The 23,022-nt window shown below is 61.9% G+C and carries 15 protein-coding genes; 2 read left to right on the top strand and 13 right to left on the bottom strand.

Features of this window, described 5'->3' with window-relative positions; genetic code table 11:
• Positions 1-94 precede the first annotated feature (94 nt).
• The 3 genes from CO676_RS25850 to CO676_RS25840 form a co-directional block, all read right to left on the bottom strand.
• Positions 95-3,013: an SPOR domain-containing protein gene (locus tag CO676_RS25850; protein ID WP_097523182.1), complete on the bottom strand. Its 2,919-nt coding sequence runs from the start codon at positions 3,011-3,013 to the stop codon at positions 95-97.
• A gap of 63 nt (positions 3,014-3,076) precedes the next feature.
• On the bottom strand, positions 3,077-4,837 hold the full coding sequence (gene argS, locus CO676_RS25845; protein WP_097523208.1) for an arginine--tRNA ligase: 1,761 nt from the start codon (positions 4,835-4,837) through the stop codon (positions 3,077-3,079).
• Positions 4,838-4,936: 99 nt separating this feature from the next.
• Positions 4,937-6,154 carry a deoxyguanosinetriphosphate triphosphohydrolase gene (locus CO676_RS25840; RefSeq protein ID WP_097523181.1) on the bottom strand — a complete coding sequence of 406 codons (1,218 nt, stop codon included), beginning with the start codon at positions 6,152-6,154 and terminating at the stop codon, positions 4,937-4,939.
• 193 nt (positions 6,155-6,347) lie between these two features.
• Here CO676_RS25840 and erpA point away from each other — a divergent pair, with 193 nt between their 5' ends.
• The gene (erpA, locus tag CO676_RS25835; RefSeq protein ID WP_014764259.1) at positions 6,348-6,680 is read left to right on the top strand and encodes an iron-sulfur cluster insertion protein ErpA; all 333 of its coding nucleotides are present in this window, start codon (positions 6,348-6,350) and stop codon (positions 6,678-6,680) included.
• Between the two features lie 26 nt (positions 6,681-6,706).
• Here the strand turns inward: erpA and CO676_RS25830 are convergent, their stop codons facing one another.
• On the bottom strand, positions 6,707-8,170 hold the full coding sequence (locus tag CO676_RS25830) for a phosphatidylserine/phosphatidylglycerophosphate/cardiolipin synthase family protein (protein ID WP_097523180.1): 1,464 nt from the start codon (positions 8,168-8,170) through the stop codon (positions 6,707-6,709).
• A 209-nt stretch (positions 8,171-8,379) separates the two neighbouring features.
• Here CO676_RS25830 and xth point away from each other — a divergent pair, with 209 nt between their 5' ends.
• Positions 8,380-9,162: an exodeoxyribonuclease III gene (gene xth, locus CO676_RS25825; RefSeq protein ID WP_097523179.1), complete on the top strand. Its 783-nt coding sequence runs from the start codon at positions 8,380-8,382 to the stop codon at positions 9,160-9,162.
• An 80-nt stretch (positions 9,163-9,242) separates the two neighbouring features.
• On the opposite strand, the gene exoR is transcribed toward xth, so the two are convergent.
• The 9 genes from exoR to CO676_RS25780 all read right to left on the bottom strand — a co-directional run bounded on the left by exoR (position 9,243) and on the right by CO676_RS25780 (position 22,958).
• On the bottom strand, positions 9,243-10,043 hold the full coding sequence (exoR, locus tag CO676_RS25820) for an exopolysaccharide production regulator ExoR (protein ID WP_014764256.1): 801 nt from the start codon (positions 10,041-10,043) through the stop codon (positions 9,243-9,245).
• Between the two features lie 444 nt (positions 10,044-10,487).
• A complete protein-coding gene (locus tag CO676_RS25815; protein WP_097523178.1) occupies positions 10,488-11,759 on the bottom strand; it encodes an OmpP1/FadL family transporter in 1,272 nt (423 codons plus the stop codon).
• Positions 11,760-12,201: 442 nt separating this feature from the next.
• Positions 12,202-15,045 (bottom strand): valine--tRNA ligase, encoded by a 2,844-nt coding sequence (locus tag CO676_RS25810; RefSeq protein ID WP_097523177.1) that lies wholly within the window; start codon positions 15,043-15,045, stop codon positions 12,202-12,204.
• Positions 15,046-15,247: 202 nt separating this feature from the next.
• Positions 15,248-16,045, bottom strand: a complete 798-nt coding sequence (locus tag CO676_RS25805) for a PopZ family protein (RefSeq protein ID WP_097523176.1) — start codon at positions 16,043-16,045, stop codon at positions 15,248-15,250.
• 266 nt (positions 16,046-16,311) lie between these two features.
• Complete coding sequence (gene tolC / locus CO676_RS25800; RefSeq protein WP_097523207.1) at positions 16,312-17,679, bottom strand: outer membrane channel protein TolC; 1,368 nt, start codon at positions 17,677-17,679, stop codon at positions 16,312-16,314.
• Between the two features lie 279 nt (positions 17,680-17,958).
• Positions 17,959-18,618, bottom strand: a complete 660-nt coding sequence (locus tag CO676_RS25795) for a protein-L-isoaspartate O-methyltransferase (protein WP_097523175.1) — start codon at positions 18,616-18,618, stop codon at positions 17,959-17,961.
• 217 nt (positions 18,619-18,835) lie between these two features.
• Positions 18,836-19,261 carry a TonB system transport protein ExbD gene (gene exbD, locus CO676_RS25790; RefSeq protein WP_097523174.1) on the bottom strand — a complete coding sequence of 142 codons (426 nt, stop codon included), beginning with the start codon at positions 19,259-19,261 and terminating at the stop codon, positions 18,836-18,838.
• A gap of 5 nt (positions 19,262-19,266) precedes the next feature.
• Complete coding sequence (gene exbB / locus CO676_RS25785; RefSeq protein WP_097523173.1) at positions 19,267-20,214, bottom strand: tonB-system energizer ExbB; 948 nt, start codon at positions 20,212-20,214, stop codon at positions 19,267-19,269.
• Between the two features lie 281 nt (positions 20,215-20,495).
• Positions 20,496-22,958, bottom strand: coding sequence for a ComEC/Rec2 family competence protein (locus CO676_RS25780; protein WP_097523172.1), 2,463 nt, complete (start codon positions 22,956-22,958; stop codon positions 20,496-20,498).
• Positions 22,959-23,022 lie beyond the last annotated feature (64 nt).

Below are 23,022 nucleotides of genomic sequence, written 5' to 3'. Positions count from 1 at the left end.
TTCCTTAAATCGATACGATTTAAGGAACATGCAGTAACGAAACGGGCGCGACATTCCTGCCGCGCCCGCTTTGTTCCCAGAACGCTTTTTGAAACTACTTCGTCACGAGGCAGCTTCCGCCGGCGCCCTTGTAGCGCGAGCAAAGCGCATTCGCTTCATCCCGCGAACCGGCCGGTATCCTCACCCGGTAATAGGTACCCTTGCCGGCAATTTCCGCCTTGCGGATATCGACGCCACGACCGCCGATGACGCTCGCAAACTTGGCCGCGAGGCTGTTGTAGCTCTTCTGCGCCTCGGCCTCGGAAGGCAGCGAGGCAATCTGGACGACATAGCTGCCGGCCGGGACGGATGCGGTCGCCAGCGGCGCGGTGAGCTGTGCAGCTGCCGTTTCCGTGGCCGCCTGGGTTTGCGGCGCCGCACTCGGCGCCGCAGCGACCGCAGCTTCGGCCGCGGGGCGCGCTTGCGGGACCGGTTCGCTGCCGACGGCCGTCGTCTTGACGCTGCGGACGGGAGCGACCTCGTTCTGGGCCGGCTCGCTTGGCGCTGCAAGCGCAACCTTCTCGGCGGGAGCGGCCGGCTCTGCGACGGCGCGCAGCTCGCCTGCAGCAACCGCGACCGCCGCCTTGCCCTTGGAGCCGGAAGCGCCCGCTTCCGCCGAAGCGCTGGCAGGGATGGGCTGAGTGGCAGCCGCAGCGGTGCTGTCGGCTTCGGCGGCCGGCTCGTCGCGAGGAACGAGCGTCCCGTCCGGCTTGACGATCATCGTCCGAACCTTGCGCGGCGCGACGGCCGGAGCGCTTTCCTGCTCGGCCGCAGCTTCGTCCGCAGGCGCATCGGGCGCCAGGCGTGCGACTTCTTCCTCGTCCGGGGGGGATACTCCGGGCAACGCATCGCCGTCGTCACTGCCTTCAAGCGGCAGGGTTTCGGGTGTCAGAGTCTTCTGAACCACGTCCATCGGCTCTTCCGTCGAGGAGACCAGGGCTTCCTGGCGCGGCGCATTGCTCTGGTCGCCCGCCACCCGGTCGTAGACCGCCTTGTCCTGGTTCGGCACCATCTTGCCGCCCTTCTGTTCGGGCACGATCTTAACCGGGTCCTTGTCGGCCAGGATGATCTTGGGGCCGTCGCCGGACAGGACCGCGCTGCTCCCGCCCATCCAGGCGTAGACGGCGGCACCCCCGAGGATGATGACACCGGCAACACTTGCGGCGAGCAGCATCGTGGCCTGCGAACGGCGGCCGTAGCTCTGTTCAACAAAGTCGTCCGCCTCGGCCCGCGGCATTGCCGCCAGCCCCTCGGCGTCTTGCGCCGCGCTTCGGCGCTCCGACATCGACCGCTGGAAGTCCTCTTCCATCGCCTTCTCGAATTCTTCGAAATCGTTGAGCGAAGCGAGCGGGGCGCCGCCGTTGCCCGCTGATCCGGCGTGCGCTGCGGGCGCGAGGTCGGCCTGGTTGGAGCGCACACCGCCCTTTGCAGCCGAAGCCGGCGTGCTGAAGAGCTGTGCCATTTCCGCGTCGATGTCCAGGTCGAAATCACCCGGGTAGGAAACCGGCTTCTCCTCGGCCTCCAGTGACGGCAGCTGCGGGACATCGAGATCGGCGATCGGTGCGACACCGCTTTCCATCTCGCCGATCATGGCGGGATCGAAGGGCAGCGGACTTTCGGACGTTGTCTCTTCAACCTCGGTGACCGCAGGCGCTTGAGCAACTAAGGGCGCCGGTGCCTGTTCGCGACGCGGTTCCGGCTCGCTCGCCGGAGCGAGTGCCTGCAGGAACGGCTGAGCAGCCGGCTCGACCAAGGCAGGATGACCCACCACCGGCGGCGCTTCTGCAACTGCCTGCGGCTCATCGTCTTTCGACATATCCATATCCAGCGCAATGTCGGCGAGTTCCAGCTCGAAATCATCGAGATCGAAGCTCGGCTCGGCCTCACCCTGCGGCAGCCTGTTTTGCGCGATCTCCGGTTCCGGTTCGGCGACTGCCTCCGGCGGGACGACCGGAGCGACCGGTGTCTTCACCGCCTCCGGAGCCGACATCGGCGTGGCGAAGGCTCGCTGCTGAGACGGACCGGCGCTCGAGGCAACCGGCGTCGCGCGGCTGAACGTCGGCGTGAAGGGATAAGTGTTCTTTTTTGCGACAGGGGCCGGAGACGCCGCCTGCGCCGCCGCGGTTGTGACCGCAGCGCCTGCCGCGACAATCGGCATTACCGGAAAGCGCTCCACATCGGCGAGCAGCCGATCGACATGGTCCGAAGCGGCCGGCTCGGACGGCATCGGCGGCGATACATGCGCGGCAATCGCCTCGGTGACGGCTGCCTCCTGCGGTAGATCGGGTCCGGCCATATCGAGATAGACCGGTTCCGCGATATTCGCGCGCTCGGCAGCCTTGCCGGCGGCAGCGAGCCTGGAGGCAAGCGGCTCCTGCCAGTCTTCGAATGCCGGCAGCTCCGGCGTCTCGGCCTGCGGACCGGATTCCACCGCATCGACGCGGTGTGCCGGCTCCGCCGACAGATCTTCGTAGCCGAGCGACAGCTCGAGTTCGCGTTCCAGGTCGACCGTGGAATCGACGTCCTGCGTCGCAACAACTTCCGTCTGGTGGTCGTTGGCGATCTGGTCTTCGGAAGCCGGGGACAACGCTACCAACTCGTGGGCCACCTCGTCGACGGGTTCGACGTTCGGCGCGGAACGCTCAGCGCCTTCAGGTTCTTGGCTTTCCAGCACCGGCTCGGCACGCGTGCCGGCAGACGCGTTGGCGGCCGGATGCTCGACGAGCCCGCTGTCGGGGTGAACCGGCGCCGCGCGCGGGGCGTCGTAGCTGTCGAATGCGCGCAGCAGCTCGTCTTCGAGGTCAAAAGTCGGATCGCGCCGGATCGCCTCCTGGTGCCGCTGCAACTCCTGCAGTTGCTGAACTGCTGGCCGAGCATCGTAACCGACAATGCGGGCAAGTTCGCTCAACGGATCATCATCGGCCAATCTATCGACTTCTGCCGGCCCGCTTCGTGCGAATTGTTTGTCTGCCATAGTTTCCACTCACAACTGCCTGCGTTGAATTGCCAGCGCATTGTGGGGAAATGGTGACACTACTTACCGCATCTCTTCCGGTGCCGAGGTGCCCGTAACAGACAGACCCGACTTCAATACCGAGGCGACAGCATGCACCAGCCCGAGTCTGGCAATGCTCAATTGTCTGTTCTTATCGTTAACAAAACGTAATTCCGGATTTTCCTTACCTTTGTTCCAGAGTGCGTGGAAGGCTGCAGCAAGATCATACAGGTAAAAAGCGATTCGATGAGGCTCCTGCGAGAGTGCTGCAGCCTCGACGACGCGCGGATATTCTGCGAGCTTGGCGACGAGCTGCAGTTCGGCAGGATCAACGATAGCCCCGATCACTGCACCGGCAAGATCGATCGAAGCCAAATCGAGATCGGAGAAAGCTTCTTTTGCCTGGCGGAGGACCGAGCAGCAACGCGCATGCGCATACTGAACGTAGAAGACCGGATTGTCCTTTGACTGTTCCGTTACCTTGGCAAAGTCGAAGTCAAGCGGCTCCGAACTCTTCCGGTAGAGCATCATGAACCGGACCGGATCGCGACCGACTTCGTCGACCACGTCGCGCAGCGTCACGAATTCGCCCGAGCGCTTCGACATCTTCACCGGTTCACCGTTACGGTAGAGCTTAACGAGCTGGCACAGCAGTACCGTCAGCTTCGCCGTCCCCTCGGATATTGCCCGCGCCAGCGCCTCCAGGCGTTTGACATAGCCGCCGTGGTCGGCGCCAAGGACGTAGATCATCTCGTGGAATCCGCGGTCGAACTTGTCCTTGAAATAGGCAACGTCGGCGGCGAAGTAAGTATAGCTGCCGTCGGACTTGATGAGCGGCCGGTCGATGTCGTCGCCCACCTCGGTCGAACGGAAGAGCGTCTGTTCGCGGTCTTCCCAATCTTCCGGCAATTGGCCCTTCGGCGGCGGCAGCGTGCCTATGTAGACATGGCCCTTGAAGGTCAGGTCGTTGATCGCCGTGCGAATCCGCGCCGCGCCGTTGTCGTGCAGCGTCCGTTCGGAGAAGAAGACATCGTGATTGACGTTGAGCGCCGCCAGGTCCTCGCGGATCATCGCCATCATCGCGTCGATCACGCGCTCCTTGACGAGCGGCATCCATTTGTCTTCCGGCATGATCCGCAGGCTCGTGCCGAACTCGTCGGCAAGCGCCTCGCCGACCGGCACGAGATAATCGCCGGGATAAAGCCCCGCTGGAATCTCGCCGATTTCCTCACCGAGTGCCTGCCGGTAGCGCAGGAATGCCGAGCGGGCGAGCACGTCGATCTGCGAGCCAGCGTCGTTGATGTAGTATTCCTTGGCGACGTCATAGCCAGCGAAGGCGAGAAGATTTGCCAGGGCGTCGCCGACGACGGCGCCACGGCAATGGCCGACATGCATCGGCCCGGTCGGGTTCGCCGAAACATATTCGACGTTGACCTTCCGCCCGGCGCCGACTGTGCTGCGTCCAAAATCCGTCCCTGCCCGAACCATCGCCGAAAGAAGCTTCTGCCAATAGGATACCGACAACCGGACATTGATGAATCCCGGCCCGGCAACGGTGACCTCCGCCACCTCCGGGTCCTGGCGCAACTTCTCAACGATAAGGTCGGCAAGGGCGCGCGGGTTCGTGCCGAGCGATTTGGCGAGAACCATCGCTGCGTTGGTCGCAACATCGCCGTGGCTCGGATCGCGCGGCGGCTCTATGCTAACCCGTCCGAAGTCGATTTCGGATCGCTTTTCACGAACGATATCAAGCGATTCCAGAATTCTCTTAATTCTTGATTCGAAGTCTGTGAAAAGGTTCATCTGATCCATCCGCTCTTTCCAGGCCAACTGGAAAATGGCGCAAAACTATAAAAGGAGGCCGGGTCCGTAGGGAACCTGCAGCCTCCGCGCGGCGCGTCACTACCGCAAATCCGGCGTGTGGTCAAACAAGCGCCGGTGCACGCTGATCGCGAAGGTATCGGTCATGCCGGCGAGATAGTCGCCCACATGGCGCGCTCGGGCCGGCTCGGCCATCCCGGCGATCTGGTCGATCCAGTAGTGTTCATTCATCAACAGCGGGTCGGCCATGAACGCCCGATAGAGGTCGGTGACGATCGATGCCGCTGCCTGGCGCACACGCATGACCTCCGGGTGACGATAGATGCGCGTCATCAGCAGGTTCTTGATCTGCCGGTCGGTCCCGCTCATCTCCTCGGAGAAGGTCGCGATGACCCGGCCGGCGTTACGCACGTCGCTGGCGCTCTTGGGGCGAACTTCGCGCAGACGCGTCTGGGCGACGCCGATGACGTCCTCGACCATCGCGGTGATCTGCCGGCGCATGATCTCGTGGGTGAAGCGGCTGGTTTCCAAGGCGGGATAACGGTCGTGCACCTCGCGCATCACCCGGGCCAGGAACGGAACCTCTTCCAGCATCTCGAGCGTCAGGTAGCCAGCGCGCAATCCATCGTCGATGTCATGGGTATTATAGGCGATATCGTCGGCGATTGCGGCCACTTGGGCTTCGAGGCTGGCGAAGCTCGCCAGTTCGAGATCGTGGACGGCGCAATAGTCAAGGATCGGTTGCGGCACCGGGCCGCGGATTCCCTCGCCTTCCGGCGTCATCAGCGGCCCGTTGTGCTTGACCAGGCCCTCGAGGCTCTCCCAGGCGAGGTTCAAGCCATCGAATTCCGCATAGCGACGCTCGAGCTTCGTGACGATGCGCAGCGACTGGGCATTGTGATCGAAGCCGCCATAGGGCTTCAGCATCTCGTGCAGCGCATCCTCGCCGGTGTGGCCGAACGGCGTGTGGCCGAAGTCGTGGACAAGCGCCACCCCTTCGGCCAAATCCTCGTCGAGCTTCAAGGCCCGCGCCAAGGCGCGCGCGATCTGCGCGACTTCGATCGTGTGCGTGAGACGCGTGCGGTAATGGTCGCCGTCGGCGGCAATGAACACCTGGGTCTTGTGTTTCAGGCGACGGAAGGCGGTCGTATGGACGATGCGGTCGCGGTCGCGTTGAAAATCGGAACGTGTCGGACTGGAGGCTTCGGGATAGAGCCTGCCGCGCGACGCCCAAGGATTGGAAGCGAAAGCTGCGTGCTCACCATAACCGAAGCCCAGGGCCTTTGTGTCGAAAGCCATTTCACACCTGCGATGCCGTCCCATTGACGGGACATTCAAGCCTTCATACCTATAGTATGCGTTGCAGGAAAGCGACGAGGGAGTCGCCGCTTAATGACCGGGACACCCCGCGGCTCGCTTCTCAAGCGCAGCAATTGTAACGCCAGGACGCTAACGAATCTCTCCGGTTCTTGACCCCGGCAGGAGGCCAGACATGATGCAGGAAACAGTGACGCTTTCGGATGCGGCCGCCAGGCGCATCGCCACGATACTTCAGACAGAACACGACAAGACGGCGATGCGCGTCTCCGTCGAAGGCGGCGGCTGTTCCGGCTTCTCCTACAAGTTCGACCTGGTGGACCAGGAGAACGATGACGATCTCGTCCTCGAAAAGGGCAATGCCAAGGTGCTGATCGACAGCCTCTCGCTGGTCTATATGGGCGGCTCGGAAATCGACTTCGTCGACAATCTGCTCGGCCAGTCGTTCCAGATCAAGAATCCGAATGCCGTCGCAAGTTGCGGCTGCGGAACAAGCTTCTCGGTCTAGAGGACCTCCTCCACCCACCCCAAGTGCTAGAGATAGGGCGAACCGAGCCAAAGAAGGCGGTTCGCCAGTCGGTTCAGCAAGGGCTGCGCGTCAAGGCTTGCGAGCGTCACTTCCGCGGCCGACTCGCGTACCGCGCAGAATTTGTCGCTGATCGTCCTCGCAAAATCCTCGTCGAGAATCTCGACATCGAATTCGAAATTGAGGCGGAGCGAGCGCGGATCCAGGTTGCTCGAGCCGACATAGGACCAATGACCGTCGACGACGACCAATTTCGAATGGTTGAAGCTGCCTTTCGCCCGCCACACGCGACAGTGACCTTCAAGCACCTGGTCGAATTGCGCGGTCATTGCACGATCCACAAGGGTCAGATTGTTGACAGCCGGCACGATGATATCGACTTCGACGCCTCTGCGCGCAGCCGTCACCAGCGCGCTGATCAATTCCCTGTCGGGAAGAAAATAGGGCGACATGACCCGGATGTGCTTGCGCGCAATGGAGAAGGCCCCCATCAGCATCTTGTGGTTGGTCTCATTGGTGCTGTCAGGTCCCGATGGAACGGCTCGCATCAGCACGGATGGCGTATCGCCCCGCTCCTGAAGGTCGGCCAGCCCCCAACTCTCGCCCGCGAGCAGTTCTCCGCTCGAGAACTGCCAGTCTTCGGCCGCCACCTGGAAGATGTCGGCAACGATCGGTCCGGTAACGCGGAAATGCGTGTCGAACGAAGCGGCGATGCCGGCCATCTCCGTCGTGAAGCCCGCCCGTATGTTCATGCCGCCGGTAAAGGCGACCCCACCGTCGATGACGACGATCTTTCGGTGCGTCCGCAGATTGGCATAGGGCAGCCTCAGGCCCATGATGATGTTGCCATTGAAGACTGCGGTCGTGACCCCTCCTTCCTGCAGATAGCTGACGATGCTCGGCACGGAATAGCGAGCACCGACCGCGTCGATCAGCACCCGCACGCTGACGCCGCGCTTGACCGCGGCGATCAGTGCATCGGCGAAACGAAGCCCGATCTGATCGCGATCGAAGATATAGCTTTCGAACAGTATGCTGCGGCGAGCGCCGGCAATCGCCTCGAGCATCGCCCCATAGACGTCGTCGCCGCCCTCCAGCATGGCGATGTGGTTCCCGGTCGACATCGCGAAACGCGACACCCGGTCGCCGAGGATCTTCATCGCCGCGAATCGCTGTCCGAATCGCACCGCAACGTTTTCGTCCGTGACATCGAAACCGAGAAGCGGATCCGGACCGCTCGTGCGCAGCAGCGAGCGTTGCAAGCCGATCGAGGAGCGGCGAATGCGGTTGATGCCAGCAACCGCATAGATGGCTGCCCCGATTACAGGCGAAAGCAGGACGACGCCGACCCAACCGGCGGCAGCGCGTACATCGTCCTTCGTCATGGCCGCATGAATGATCGCCGGCACCCCCAGTGCGAACGACAGGAGCGCCAGGAAATGCGGCCAATAATTCTCGATGAACGCGATCATGCGCGGGACTATAGACGGACCGAATGAGGAATCAATTCCGCCACCGACGGCTGCATTTCCTTATGCGAACGCACGGAAAATTCGGCCCGTTGCCGATCACCTCCCAGCGAAGCGAATGTTGCAGCTATCGGATTTGTCAAAAGAAATGGCAGCCGCTACAACGACTCGGCGCCAACGCGAGACCATAAAAGAAAGGCAGATGCGGCCCCATGAAGATCGCCACCTGGAACATCAACGGCGTCAAGGCGCGGCTCGATGGCCTCGTTGCCTGGCTCAAGGCATCGAACCCGGATATCGCCTGCCTGCAGGAAATCAAGTCGGTCGATGACACCTTCCCGAGGGAGGAGATCGAGGCGCTCGGCTACCACATCGAGACGCACGGTCAAAAAGGCTTCAACGGGGTCGCGCTGCTTTCGAAGCTGCGTCCGGACGAAGTCAACCGCGGACTGCCGGGCGATGATTCCGACGAGCAGTCACGGTTCATCGAAGGCGTCTTTTCCGTTGCGGGCGGGGCGATCCGCGTTTGCTGCCTCTATCTGCCGAATGGCAATCCGGTCGAATCGGAGAAATACCCCTACAAGCTTGGATGGATGCAGCGGCTCGCGTCCTTCGCCAAGGAGAGACTGTTACTCGAGGAGCCGCTCATCCTCGCCGGCGACTACAACGTCATTCCGGAGGCCCATGACTGCTGGGATGTCAATGTCTGGCGCAACGATGCGCTCTTCCTCCCCGAGACGCGCGCAGCCTTCCGGCGGCTGCGCAATCTCGGCCTCACCGACGCCGTTCGCACCACGACGGACGAAGTGCCGCTCTATTCATTCTGGGATTATCAGGCCGGATGCTGGCAGAAGAATTTCGGCATCCGCATCGACCACCTGATGCTGTCGCCCGAGGCGGCCGACAAGCTCGTATCGACATCGATCGAAAAGCATGTCCGCGCCTGGGAAAAGCCGTCCGACCATGTGCCGGTCGCCGCCCAATTTGCATTCTGAGTAGGCTTGAGAATCGAAAAGCGAGGCGTCCGCCTCGCTGCATGCCGGTCGGAGACGTTATAGGAGCCGGCTCGGCCCGCTCACTCGTCGGCCTGCGGATGCATATTCTGCGCCATAGCGATTGCGACGCGGCGGTCGTCCTCGGTCGCGAGCGAGAAGGCCTGCTCCTGCATAGACTGGAGCCATAGCCTGTCCTTCGGCGAACATTGGTCGAGCGCCGCCGTCATGTAGGCGAGCCCGCGCACCGTCTGCCCCTCTTGAAAGATGACGTTTCCAAAAACGCCCATGGCGCCGGCATGGCCGTTCTTGCGCGCCCGGTTCAGCCATTTCTTGGCCTGCTGGACATTGACCGTGCCGCCCTCGCCCGAAAGCAGCATCCGTGCCAACTGGAACTGCGCCTCGGCAATGCCGAACGTCGAGGCCGCCTGGAAATAAAGCTGTCTTGCCTGCGGCAGGTCCGCCGCTACTGGGCTGTCCGGAATGCCGCGCCGGTAATAGCCAGCAAGCGCGATCAGCGCGTTGACAAAATAGCCGGTATCTTCCGAACCGGGCTCGACGCCCTGCTGGGCAATCTCGCTGTAGATCTTGAATGCTTCGAGATCGTTCTCGGCGACTCCGTCGCCATAGGCGTACATATTGGCAAGCGCCCAGCGCGACCCCGTATGGCCCTTCTCGGCGGCGTAGCGATAGGCCTCGACCGCCTCGTCCTTGCGGCCGTTCTTGTAGGCGGAGAAGCCGAACTTGAAGAGCGCGAACGGACCGGATTCCTTCGTCACGCCCGCGGACGGATCGAAGGCTCGCGCCGGCCCGGCGGCGGCGCCAACCGCCAGTGACATGCCCAGTACCGCCACCCTAAGCGACTTGAATTCACCCGTGCGCATCACAATCAGTTTCTTCCGTTCCGGCCGGCTACGCCGACCCAAGCACCATCCACAACATCGACCATGCCCTGTGTCGTCCGAGCGCTCTCTCGCAGCGACGCCGGTCGGCTCATTCGCTTGCCGCGCTCGTCAGCCTTGCCGCGATCGATATCGGTCCGACCACGCGCAAAGCGCCAGTTGCTAGGGGATGTCTTGGCGGCACACAAACTCAGTTCACCTCAAACGCAAACACGGCACTCGCACGTCTGTCGCTAATATCGCTGCTCCCATTTTGTGGCGGGAAATGGACATATCCGACACGGACAGGATACTAGCAAACCATAGTAATAAATGTGTTGCTGAATCGTCACATTCGCGATTGCTCATAAGAGGCGGCCGAACTGCGCCGCCCAGCCAAAAAGAAAGGCCCGGCGAACCGGGCCTCGAGATGCTGATCGATGGAGATCAGAACCTGACTTTTAGCGATGTCGAGATCGCCCCGACGAAGTCATTGTCGAAGTCATAGGAGACGTCGTCGCCAATGACCTCGCCTTGGTAGGTGACCTGCCCCGAACTGCCGCTAGTCATGATCCCAGCGACGCCAGCGAAGCGAAGTTCGACATTCTGGGTCGGCGCGTAGGTCACGCCTGTCCCAAGCAACCAGGTATCGGTTTGCGCTCCATAGCCATGGCTCGTGCCGCGGTCCCAAGTGAGACTGATGGCTCCACTCCACTGATCGTTGAACTTGTGGCCAATGCCGCCGGTGACTGTCCAACCATCACGATACAGCAGGTCAAGGCTCGTGCCGAACCTCCCAAAGCCCGGTTCATTTGGCACGAAGCGCAACACTTGCAACTGGCTCCAGTCAGTCCACTTAACCGAACCAAAGGCCAGCCACCCGGGAGCAATGCCGGATTGAACCTTGAGCTCCAGCGAATCTGGCATTGATGCAGAGCCGTGGACATCATACTTGCTGCCGCTGACTACTCCAACACCGGGGATCACAAAACCGACCTGACGTAGGTCGATGGAGCCGCTGAGGTTGTCGAGGTCGACAGCACTATTATAGACGAGGCTCGCCCGCATGGCATATTCGGGGATTTCGTAGGCGACACCCGTCCGCCAGCCCCATCCGCTGTCCTCAAGTTCAAGCCTTCCGACGCCCGAGAATGGGAGCCCGGTACCGGTAAAATCCTGTACAAGCCGCTCTTTAAAGCCGCCCACTTCCTGGTAGAAGACACCTCCGATAACGCGCATAAAACCGGGCCCCATGTCCCATTTGTAGGAGCACGTCGCCGCGTAGTTATTGCTCTCGACTTTGGTTTCAATATTGTTGTTTGCGCCGGCCCAGTTTTGGCCGGGATTGGTGTGGGCGCCCCAAGGCTGCGAGTAGTCCGCCATACAGTCAACACTGTCACCCAAAGCAGCCTTAAAGCCGATGCGGGGCGCCCAATAACTCTCCGTCTCATCTGCAGAATTGGGACGGTAGTTCAAGTCACCACCCCCGAATGTCTCCGCGACCGCATCCGAATTTGCGGGGTTCGTATCGACGACATTCTTCAATTCACGCTGAGGATTGACGTAAGTCGCCGTCGCTTCCGCCGCGAAATCCGAAGGATCGAACAAGAGATCGATATTGTAGCCGCTGCGCTCGAGCCCCCCCGCCTGCGCAGCCGACGCGACGAGCATTCCGGCAAACGCTGCGAGAATGCTCTTCTTCAATCTATTTCGAGCCATTCAGCTCCTCCCCTGCATTTCATGAATGCGGCGTTTCACCTCGCGCCGCCGCACTTGGGCTGAATATTCGTCACGATCCGGTGATTGGCAATTCGCGGCGCGGGGCCTGAACCCGACAGATTCGGTCATCAAATTTACGTAAGAATTTCACGATTCGGCCATATTCCCAAGTACACGAAATGCATTTCCCACTTTCAGTATGAACTCTCCCCAGTTTAAAAAAGAATTCTAACAAACCAGCAATGTGTGACGTCACGACAACAACATTGCTTTTTGCAAAGCAGCCCGGATAAGGCCCCTTGGAAAAGGTCTCATCAAAACCCATGCGTGTAATTGTCCCATTGATCGCCCGGAGCGGACCGATTCGCAGTTGCACTGCGACGAACAAAAATCCGCGGCATTTCTGCCGCGGATTCGCGTCTTCATCCTAGCACGAAGAAGGCTAACCTGCTTCCGAGACGCGGCTTAGAGCGACTCCAAGCGAGTCCTTCTGCAGGGTGAGTTCTGCCAATCGCTCCCGTTCCGCTTCGACCAGTTCGGGTTTTGCGTTCGCGACGAATTTTTCGTTGGCAAGTTTGCCGAGAATTCTCTCGCGCTCGACCTCGACCTTGGCGATTGCCTTCTCTAGGCGAGATTTTTCGGCTGTGAGATCGATGAGGCTGCCGAGCGGAAGGCATGCCGTCGCCTCGCCTATGACGATCTGGGCGCTGCCGCGCGGCGCCGCCGCCGCGTGCTCGATGCTCTCCACCCTTGCCAGCCGCTTGATCGCGGAGGCATGCCGATCGAGCCGCTCGCCCGTCAAGCCCTTGGCGCCGACGATCACCAGCGGCGCCATTGCCGCGGGCGGAACGTTCATTTCCGCCCGCACCGAGCGAATCCCGGAGACGAGATCGATCAGCCAGTTGATCTCGTCCGCGGCCAGATCATCCGCGTAAAAGGCCCCCGGCCATTCGGCGTGGCACAGAAGCGTCGCCCGATCGCGTCCCGGACCGGCGGTCTTTTCCCAAAGCTCCTCGGTCATGAAGGGCATGAAGGGATGCAGCAGCTTGTAGGTTTCATCCAGAACGTAGGCGACGCAGGCCTGCGATTCGCGCTTGGCGGCCTCGTCCTCGCCGCTGAAGACAGGCTTCAACAGTTCGAGGTACCAGTCGCAGAACTGGTTCCATATGAAGCGGTAGAGACTTCCGGCCGCGTCGTTGAACCGATATCCCTCGATCGCTTCCGTGACGTCGCGGATCGTGCGCGACAGCTCGGTCAGGATCCAACGGTTCACCGTCAGCGAGGCGGCTTCCGGAATGAAGCCGTCGCTGCTCGTGGCGCCGTTCATCTCGGCAAAGCGCGTGGCGTTCCAGAGCTTGGTGCCGAAGTTGCGGTAACCGGCGATGCGGGCGGGATCGAGCTTCACGTCGCGGCCCTGGGCCGCCATGATCGCCAATGTGAAACGCAGCGCGTCGGCACCGTATTCGTCGATCAGTTCGAGCGGATCGATGACGTTGCCCTTCGACTTCGACATCTTCTGCCCGTTCTTGTCGCGAACGAGCGCATGGACGTAGACGGTGTGGAACGGCTCGACCGGCGTTCCATCGGCGTCCTTCATGAAGTGCAGGCCCATCATCATCATCCGGGCGACCCAGAAGAAGATGATGTCGAAACCGGTAACCAGCACATCGGTCTCGTAGTATTTTTCGAGCTCCGGCGTCTCCTTCGGCCAGCCGAGCGTCGAAAAGGGCCAGAGGGCGGACGAGAACCAGGTATCCAGCACATCCTCGTCGCGCGTCAGGATTTCACCCGGCTTGAAGTTCTCGAGCAGGTCCTCGACATAGGCCTTCATCGGTCCTTCATGCGCCAGGTAATGCTGAATCGCCGCGTGCAGCGCCTCTTCCTCCGTCTTCTCGACGAAGACCTGACCGTCCGGGCCGTACCAGGCGGGGATCTGATGGCCCCACCAGAGCTGACGCGAAATGCACCAGGGCTGGATATTCTCCATCCACTCGAAGTAGGTCTTTTCCCAATTCTTGGGAACGAAGGCCGTGCGCCCTTCCCTGACAGAGGCAATGGCTGGCTTGGCCAGCGTCTTTGCGTCGACATACCACTGCTCGGTCAGGCGAGGCTCGATCGGCACGCCGCCGCGATCACCGTGCGGCACCGTGTGCTTGTGCGGCTCTATATGGTCGACGAGACCCGCGGCCTCGAGGATCTCGACGATCAGCCGGCGCGCCTCGAACCTGTCCTTGCCCTCGATCTGGTCCCAGGCACCGTGGAGCGCTGCCGGGTGATCCAAGCCCTCGAGGAAGTCCTCATTGTTCTTGATCGAGATCCGTCCGTCGGGCGTCAGTACGCTGACCTGACGAAGCCCCCTGCGCTTGCCGACGTCGAAATCGTTGAAGTCGTGTGCCGGCGTCATCTTCACCGCACCGGTCCCAGTCGTCGGGTCCGGATATTCATCGGCGACGATCGGTATGCGGCGCCCGACGATCGGCAGGATGACGTGCTTGCCGACGATCCCCTTGTAGCGCGGGTCGTCCGGATGCACCGCTACACCCGTGTCGCCAAGCATCGTTTCCGGGCGCGTGGTGGCAACGACCAGGTAGTCGCGGGTTTCCCACTCGGTGGCGTTGCCGTCTTCGTCGAAGGCGACCGGATGCTGATAGGTGACGCCCTCTTCGAGCGGATAGCGCAGATGCCAGAGATGGCCGTTGACCTCGACCTGCTCGACCTCGATGTCCGAGATTGCCGTCTGCAGTTTCGGATCCCAGTTGACCAGACGGGTGTCGCGGTAGATCAGCCCTTCCTTGTAAAGGCTGACGAAGACCTCGATGACCGCTTCGGACAGCCCCTCGTCCATGGTGAAGCGCTCGCGCGACCAGTCGCAGGAGGCGCCGAGCCGCTTCAACTGATTGAAGATCAGCCCCCCGGATTCGGCCTTCCATTCCCAGACCTTCTCGATGAAGGCCTCGCGTCCCATCTCGTGGCGCCCCGGCAGCTTGCGCTGTGCGAGCTGCCGCTCGACGACCATCTGCGTGGCAATGCCGGCATGGTCCATGCCCGGCTGCCAGAGCACATCCTTCCCGCGCATGCGTTCGAAGCGCACCATGACATCCTGCAGCGTGTTGTTGAGCGCATGGCCCATGTGCAGGGAGCCGGTAACATTCGGCGGCGGAATCACGATGCAGAAGGTCTCGGCACCCGGATTTGCGCCGGCGCCGGCACGAAACGCGTTTTCATCGTCCCACGTCTTGGAAATACGCGGATCGACGGATGCGGAATCGTAGGTCTTATCGAGCATTTTTTGACCAATTTTGGAGATTGATGTCTGCGTTTTGTAAACCGGAACGGCCTGGGCAAGTCAACACACACGGGAAAAAGCCGCGACGATTACGGTTTTATCTTGTCGAATCGCGAGTGTCTGGCAGCGGCTTGCGTCTGAACTGCTCTACCGGATAGAATCTCGGACTTGCGTCCCGCCGCTATCTTGAGCGCGTAACAGCTCAGCGACGGGGGCCGCGTGCGACCCGTTCGATTTCTTCGCGAACCAATCGCTCGACCAGCGTCGGCAAATTGTCGTCGAGCCATTCCTGCAGCATCGGGCGAAGCATGGCTTCGGCAATTTCGTCGAAAGAGCGCCTCGGCCCCCGGTCCACCGCATGCGCCAGATCGTCAAAAGCACGCGCCACCTGACGGCTCACGGCCGGTGAAACGATCGCGCCGCCGGTCATCTCATTCTCTGCAGCCGCTTCCGGAGCGGGCGGGTACGATGGAGCCGCTGGCACGGCGGCCACCGGCGCAGGCTCTTCGGCAAGGATGCGCGACGAAGCGCCTTCGGGCGCCTGTTCGGCGGCGGCCGAAGGCGCTTTCGCAAACGACACTGCCGCCATTCGCGAAGTGATCAGCGGGCTGTCCTCGACCGGACCTGCTGGCTCCGGGTTTGTCGGCTCCTTGGCGCCGTAATGCGATGCATGCCGCTCGGAGGCCGCTCGCACGCGTGCCGCCACATCGGCAAGCGAAAGCGGCGGCGAAGAGGATGCAGCCGCCGCGCCGGCGCCGCTATAGGTCGGCTCGGCGCCCGATGACGAGATGCGAGAAGAGGCATGGTGGTCGGATGAATCGAATACCGCAGCATCGATTTCAGAGTCGATCGTCAATTCGATCTCGTCGTCCGTACCTTCCTCGAAGTTTTGCAGTGCAGAGGCGCCGGCAAGACCAGGCTCGTTGTTCTCGATGATCTTGCGAATGGATGCCAGGATCTCATCCATCGAAGGTTCTCGTGCGACATTGAGCTGTGCCATTTCCATCCTCGTTTGCTGCGGACGAGCGCGAGTCAAAAGCTGTCCGCGTGCCGATTTCGAACGAACCTTATGTGAGTTCGCGAACGAAACAAATGTCGCGAATCAGCTGAGGAAATTGTTGCACAGATTTGTTTTTTTCAGCAGGCGCCACAGCAACGAAAGCAAATCGCGCGCCCATGATAACCCATGGGCGCGCGATACTTCGTTACAATAGGAGCCCTCTGCTTAAACCGAAGCGGGTTCAAGCAGAGCGAAGCGTGGAAATCTCAGCGTCCGTCGACCGTACGCAGGCCGAACCACTTATCCTTGACGGCTTCGTAATGCTGTTCCGGGCGATACTCGGCCACTTGCAGACCTTGAACCGAGACGGTCAGCTTGCCCATGGCCGCGAGCAGCGCGTAGCTCGCCACGACGGCATCGCGCTGTGCGCCGGCGAGCGATTCCTGCGCATCCAGAACGTCCTGCTGCGCGTCGAGCACGTCCAGCGTCGTGCGCTGGCCGACCTTGCGTTCTTCGATGACGCCTTCCAGGGCGAGGTTTGCGGCCGAAATCTGCGACCTGCTGGCCGTGATCCGGGCAAGGGCAGATTCGAGCTGGGCATGGGCCGTAACGACCGTCTGCTGCACCGAGGCGCGTGCGGAATCGACGAGGATGCGCTGCTGACCCAGAACTTCCTTCGCCTGGCGAATCTGGCCGTATTCAGCGCCACCCTGGTAAATCGGAACCTCGACACGGGCAGTAACGCTCGCGGTGGTATCGTCGAGGCCGCCGCCGGAATTGCCGGTGTTGCGCGTGACCGATCCCTGAAGAACGACACCGGGCAGCATCGTGCCTTCAGCCGATTTCACCTGGAAGCCCGCCGAGTCGACGTTGTACTGGGCGGCGATGATCTGCGGGTTCTCCCTCAGGCTCGTGGCTACCGCCTGATCCAGAGACCTCGGCATGCCCTTCGAAGCCGGCCTCGGCTGCCGGATGCCCGTCGGAGCGGCACCGACGATCTGGACATAGACCGCCTCACTCTGCTTCAACTGTGCAACTGCCGAAACCAGCAGCGACTGCGCATTGGCGAGTTCCGCCTGCGCCTGGCTCACATCCGTCCGGGTCCCCTCGCCCACATCGAGGCGAGCCTGAGCGGCATTCAACTGCTCCCGGAGGAAGGCCAGGTTCTGACGTCGTATGGAGACGATCTGCTGGTCGCGGGCGATGTTCGCATAGGACTGGGCGGCCGACAGAAGAATCTGGATCTCGTTCGCCTTCAGCGTCTCCCGTCCGGAGAATACGTCTGACTGCGCCGCCCTGACGTTGTTCAGGGTCTGAAATCCATCGAAGATCATCTGGGTGATCGATATCCCGACCTGCCCGTCATGAAAGTTGAAAGTTCCGTCCTCTCTTTCGACGCGCGTCAGCGTGCCGGTCGCCGAAGCTGCAACTTGAGGGCGGTAACCGGACTTGGCTATCGGAACGCCTTCGTCGGTGGCACGCAGGCCGGCACGCGCGGCATTCAGATCCGGATTGTTGGCATAGGCCTTGGCCATTGCCCCGTAGATCGTCTCAGCGAGCACGGCGTGCGGCGCAAGCAATACGCTGGTCGAGACAGCCGCCCACAAGGCTGCTTTGCGGACAATCGACACCATCTTCCCTCCGTTCAGCCAGGCGGCACGCACCCGGCAATTTCCAGCAGACCAATCCTCATGGGCGGCCTGTTCAATTCCATGCAACGATCCGCCCAGCCACCCCTCGGCGGGCAAATCACCGCTTCTTTCCACTTTGAACCCCGGATTCGAACTTACGACAACCGTGCACTGCATACGAGGGGGGTATTTCAAAAAGAAACACATGGTACGTTGCCGATTGGCAACATTGCAGATTTGGTCTTCACATGCGTATGCTGAGGTGCCTCAACAAGGGGCACCTCAGAAAATGAACGACCGCGCGCGATGGAAGCCAGGCAGCGGCTTCACCGACGTGTTGAAATCGGATCGCTCGGACGTCCTGCCCGATTCGCGTACATAGAGTTTCGCACGCGATGCGTTACCAAACCCTTCAACGGCGACCAGGCGGCCGCCGTCTCGAAGCTGCTCGAAAAGGGAAGCGGGAATCACTTCAACCGCGCCGTTGATGAAGATCACGTCATAGGGCGCTTCGGCAGCGTGTCCCTTGGTGAGATCGCCAGTCGCGACCGTAACATTGCCATAGTCGAGACGCGCCAGCGTCTCGGTCGCTGACCCGGCCAGCGACTCATCATTCTCCAGCGCCACGACGGAGCCGGCGATGAGCGACAGCACCGCGGAAGCGTAACCGGTCCCCGAACCGATCTCGAGCACCTTGTCCGATTTGCTGATCTCAGCGAGCTGCAGCAATTTGGCCAGCGGAGAAGGCTCCATGAGGTAGCGCGGGGCGGTGCCGCCAGTGAGCTCGATATCGGTATCGATATAGGCCAGTTCCTTCATCTTCGCTGGCACGAATTCCTCGCGTGGCACCGAGAGGAAGGCAGTCAGAACCGAATGGGATGTCACATCCGTCGTTCGGATCTGATTGTCCACCATCTTAATGCGCGCTGCTTCGAAGTTCATGATACTGCCTCGTGTGCGAATGGACGCGGCGCCGCCGACCCGGCACCCCGCGCGATCTTAGCCTGGCTGCGTGACAGCCTCTTCCTAAGCTCATAATTCGCCACACCGCCGGTTTCAAGCGACCGCGGCATTCAGCCCGCAAAAAGCGAAGCCGCCAGCGGGCAAGGCTGGCGGCTCGATGCGATCGGATTGACGACGGTTGACAAGGCGAGAGCCGTCAGCGCCCCGGAGCAGCCTCGAGCCCGACGAGCGCTATCTTGGCGTAGCCCGCTCCCTGTATGAGGTTCATGACCGCCATCAACTCGCCGTAGTCGACCAGCCGGTCGGCGCGAAGCAGGACGCGGGTTTCCTTGTTTCCGTTCGTAAGCCGGTCGAGTTCTGCCACAAAGGCGTCGCGTCCCGTCTCCTCATTGCCGATCGCGAGTGAGAGGTCCGCCTTCAACGTCACGAACACCGGCTTGTCGTCGCGTGGCGTCGGCCTGGCGACCGATTGCGGCAAGTCGACCTTCATGTCGACCGTCGCCAGGGGCGCCGCCACCATGAAGATGATCAAGAGAACCAGCATCACGTCGATGAACGGCGTGACATTGATATCGCTGTTCTCGTCGAGATCGCCGCTGCCTTCGGATATTCTTCCCGCCATGACCCTCACCCGATCCTGGCGATCGACGCATCGGCACCATGGCCGTAACCATCCTGCCGGCGCGGCTGCGTCTTGCGGATATGACGATGGTCGAGATCGCGGCTGACGAGCCTTTCAACCGCGGCGGCGGCATCCGCCAGGATCAGCTTGTACCCTCCGACCGAGCGGGCGAAGTAATTGTAGATCACCACGGCCGGGATGGCCGCGACAAGCCCGATGGCGGTCGCCAGCAGGGCCTCGGCGATGCCGGGCGCGACGATCGCCAGATTGGTGGTCTGCGCCTTGCTGATGCCGATGAAGGAGTTCATGATCCCCCAGACTGTGCCGAACAGGCCGACGAAGGGACCGACCGAGCCGATCGATGCGAGAATGCCGGTGCCTGCGCTCATCCTTTTGCCGGCGCGGATCTCGATGCGCGCGAGCAGCGAGGCGACACGTTCCTTGACGCCTGCTACCGGCGCTTGATCCAGCACCGCCTCGGAACGGGTGATCTCGTCGATTGCAGCAGCGACCATCTCGGCAGCCGCTCCAGTCTTGCGGTCGAGTTCCACCTCGGCCAGACCCTTTGCTGCACTGAGCACGCGAGCCGCGCGCTTCATCCGCGATTTCGCAAAGGCAAGCTCCAGCGTTTTGACGAAGAAAATCGCCCAAGTGACCACCGAGGCCAAAGCAAGAGATATCATCACGCTTTTGACGACCACGTCCGCTGCGAGGAACATGCCGACCGGCGACAGGTCGTGCGGAAGGATGGGGGCGCTTCCGACGACGCCTTCGGCTGGCAACGGCGTCGTTACGGGAGCCGGATTGCTCTCCGCCGCAGCCGGAGCGGCGGTCTGCTGCCCGACCGGCGCCGATGGTGCCGTCTGGGCTACGACCACAGCCGGACCCGAAAGGAAAATGGCAAGCGTAGCCGCCAGCAACATGTTCAAGGTCGGTCGGCTCCGATTCGACATCTCGTTCCTCACAATTTCGCGCGCTTTCCGATCGACGTCGGCGCGTCAGGCAGATCAATCTCAACAGGTCGCCGCTCTTTACGACAAACCAGGCTCCGATGACAAGGATTTCTGGAGTATAATAATCAGGAATAACGGCGGGGCAACGCCGAAACGGAACGGCGCGCCGCGGTACTTCCTAAATCGCGCCGCATTCGAACGTATTCGTGCGGCGCGCTTTAGGATCTGTTTGCGTGCATGTCGTCATCCCAATACCGCTGCACACTTTTGGGCGACATGCACTAGTATGCCGCCTGTTGCGAGGCAAAAGTGTCGCTGCGCCAGTCATAGCGGCGATGCTGCTGCCAAGGCCTCTGCGTCGATGGAAACGACGTCACAATGCGAAAGCGCGCAGGCCGCGCCGCACTAACAGCCGCACTAACATAAATCTCGACCGCACCGGTCTGCCGTAATGTCCTGCCCGTCACGACCAGTGACTTATCTGACGAACAGGTCGGCAACGTCCGCCGCGTTGCCGCGACCAGCAGATCGACGCGGCCGCACAGGACGGCGAAGATATCCGGCGCATCGACCACGGCAACCGTCCAGCCTTCTCGGCTGCGGCCGACGCACCATTCGTCCTTGCGGCAAGAAAAGGCTCCTGGCTTCGCGGCAGCCAGGGCCGTCGTCGCCTTGGCGGCACTCGCCACGCTATCGATCTGTTGCGAGCCTGCGCCATTCCGCGCGGGGCGGTCGACACCGTTCTTAGGGGCCTGGCCTGAGGCGGACGTCTCGACTGGCGCGGTATGGTTGTCGAGGGCAAGCGCCCGTTGCCATTGCGAGAAGATGAACTCCGGCGGCCGTGCCTTGTTGGTAGCGATCGCGTCGCCGGAGATCAGACCGACTAACTGGCCGTCCTCGGATATCGTGATCGAGGGTCGTTCCGCCTGGCGTTCCAGCGCGATGGATGACCCGCCCAGAAGGATCAGTGCGGCACCGGCGGAAGCGAGACGGGTCCTCAGCACGCAGAGCAACACGCCGCCGAAAGCGAGCAGGAAAAAGCCTGTGACGCCGATCCGACCGGTGACCCACTCACCATCGAGCGCCGCTACATAGCGCGCGACGGCAAGCATCCAATCCAGCCCCTGCCCCATCACCATCAATGGGTAAGATTCGAGCCCAAAGGGCATGAGCAGCATGGCAAAGAGGCCGAACGGCATGATGAAAATGCCGATCAACGGGGTCGTGAGCACATTCGCCAGCAGGCCGTATGCCGGCAGGCGGTGGAAATGCGCTGCGGCATAGACGGCAGTGGCCAGGCCGCCTATCAGCGATGTCGCGACGGTGGCGACGACCGGACCGGAGACTTGGCCGAGGCTCAGTCGAGACGTCTTGGCCTCCGCGTTCCGCAGCCGATGGTCGCGCCAGCGGGCGTAGCCGGCCACGAGCGCCAGGGTCGCAGCAAAGGACATCTGAAAGCCGGGACCGGCGACTGCCGAGGGCGACCACACGATGATGATGAGCGCGGCAAGCGCGACATTGCGCAGGCTGATCGAGACGCGGTCGAAAAGGACGGCGACGAGCATGATCGAGATCATGATCCAGGATCTGAGGGCCGACACCGCGCCGCCGGAAATCAGGATGTAGAGGAAAACCATCAGCAGCGCGCCCGACGCTGCATATTTCTTGATCGGCCGCTTCGCCGCAAGGCCGGGGACCAGGCTCAGCAGCGTTCGCGCGCCGATGAGGAAGGTGCCGGCTGCCAGTACCATGTTGAGCCCGGAGATCGCAAGCACGTGCGAAAGCCCGGCGGCCCGCAACGTCTCGACGGTTTCGCGACTGATGGCGCGTTCCTCGCCGGTGACCAGTGCGGCAGCGATGGCGCCGGTATCCCCGCCGATCGCCGAGCGAATCCGATTGCCGACCGCTTCGCGCAACGCCGCCAGGCGGGCGCTCGCCTGCAATGAGAGGGGGAGATCGGCGCTATCCTCCGCCCTGCGCGGCGCACCGTAGAAGAAACCGACGGCGCCCACGCCTTTGAAATAGGCATCTAACGTGAAATCGTTGAGGCCCGGCAGCGCCGGACCGGAGGGCGGCGAGAGACGAACCCGGCCCTTGATACTCGAGCCAATGGGGAAGGGTTCGTGGCGACTGCGTGCCAAAAGCGTCGCCTGCTCGGGGGGCCTGCGAAGCTTCGGCCCGGACGTCCGGACGATCTCGACCAGGTAGCGCCATCGCCCCTTGTCGTCCGGCTGACGCCATAGCACCGTCCCGCGCAGGTTCGTCGTCACCGGACCATCGAGGATAACAGTATCGACACGGCGCGTCTCGAGCGCGGCGAGCAGCATGCCGGCTGCCAGGAGAGTTGGCGCGAGCGCCAGCGGCCGCCACGCACGCATTTTTCCCCTGCACAGCGATGCAGATATGCCGAAAATGCAAAGCAGCGCTGCGAGTTTAGCAATACCGACGGTCTCTGGCAGCGAAAACCACAGAATGGCGCCAAGCGCGAGAAGCACCGGGATCAACACGAAACCATGGCCGAAATCATCTTCCTCGAGCAGCGCTGAGCGCAGAGGACCAGCTATGGAGCCCGCCGCAGATCGGAGCCGGCCGGCAGAAAAGCGGCGATCGAGCCTCGCCGAGGGAGGTTGACCTGCCTTGATCTGCGGGAGTTCGGCAGTCTGAAGGACGACCTCGGGGCCGGAGAGACGCCATGCGCTACGTTCCGTGTCGCGCATCGCTGCCTGTCCCTGCCCCTCCTGCATTTCGTTCCGCTCTGTCCCTCAGGCTGCCCGCATCGATCCTGCAACCAAAGGAAACGTATTGCAA

The sequence above is a fragment of the Sinorhizobium sp. BJ1 genome, from assembly GCF_002531555.1.
Taxonomy (GTDB): domain Bacteria; phylum Pseudomonadota; class Alphaproteobacteria; order Rhizobiales; family Rhizobiaceae; genus Sinorhizobium; species Sinorhizobium fredii_B.
Note: the sequence above shows the minus strand (reverse complement) of the source record. Positions and strands in the feature narration are given on the sequence as shown.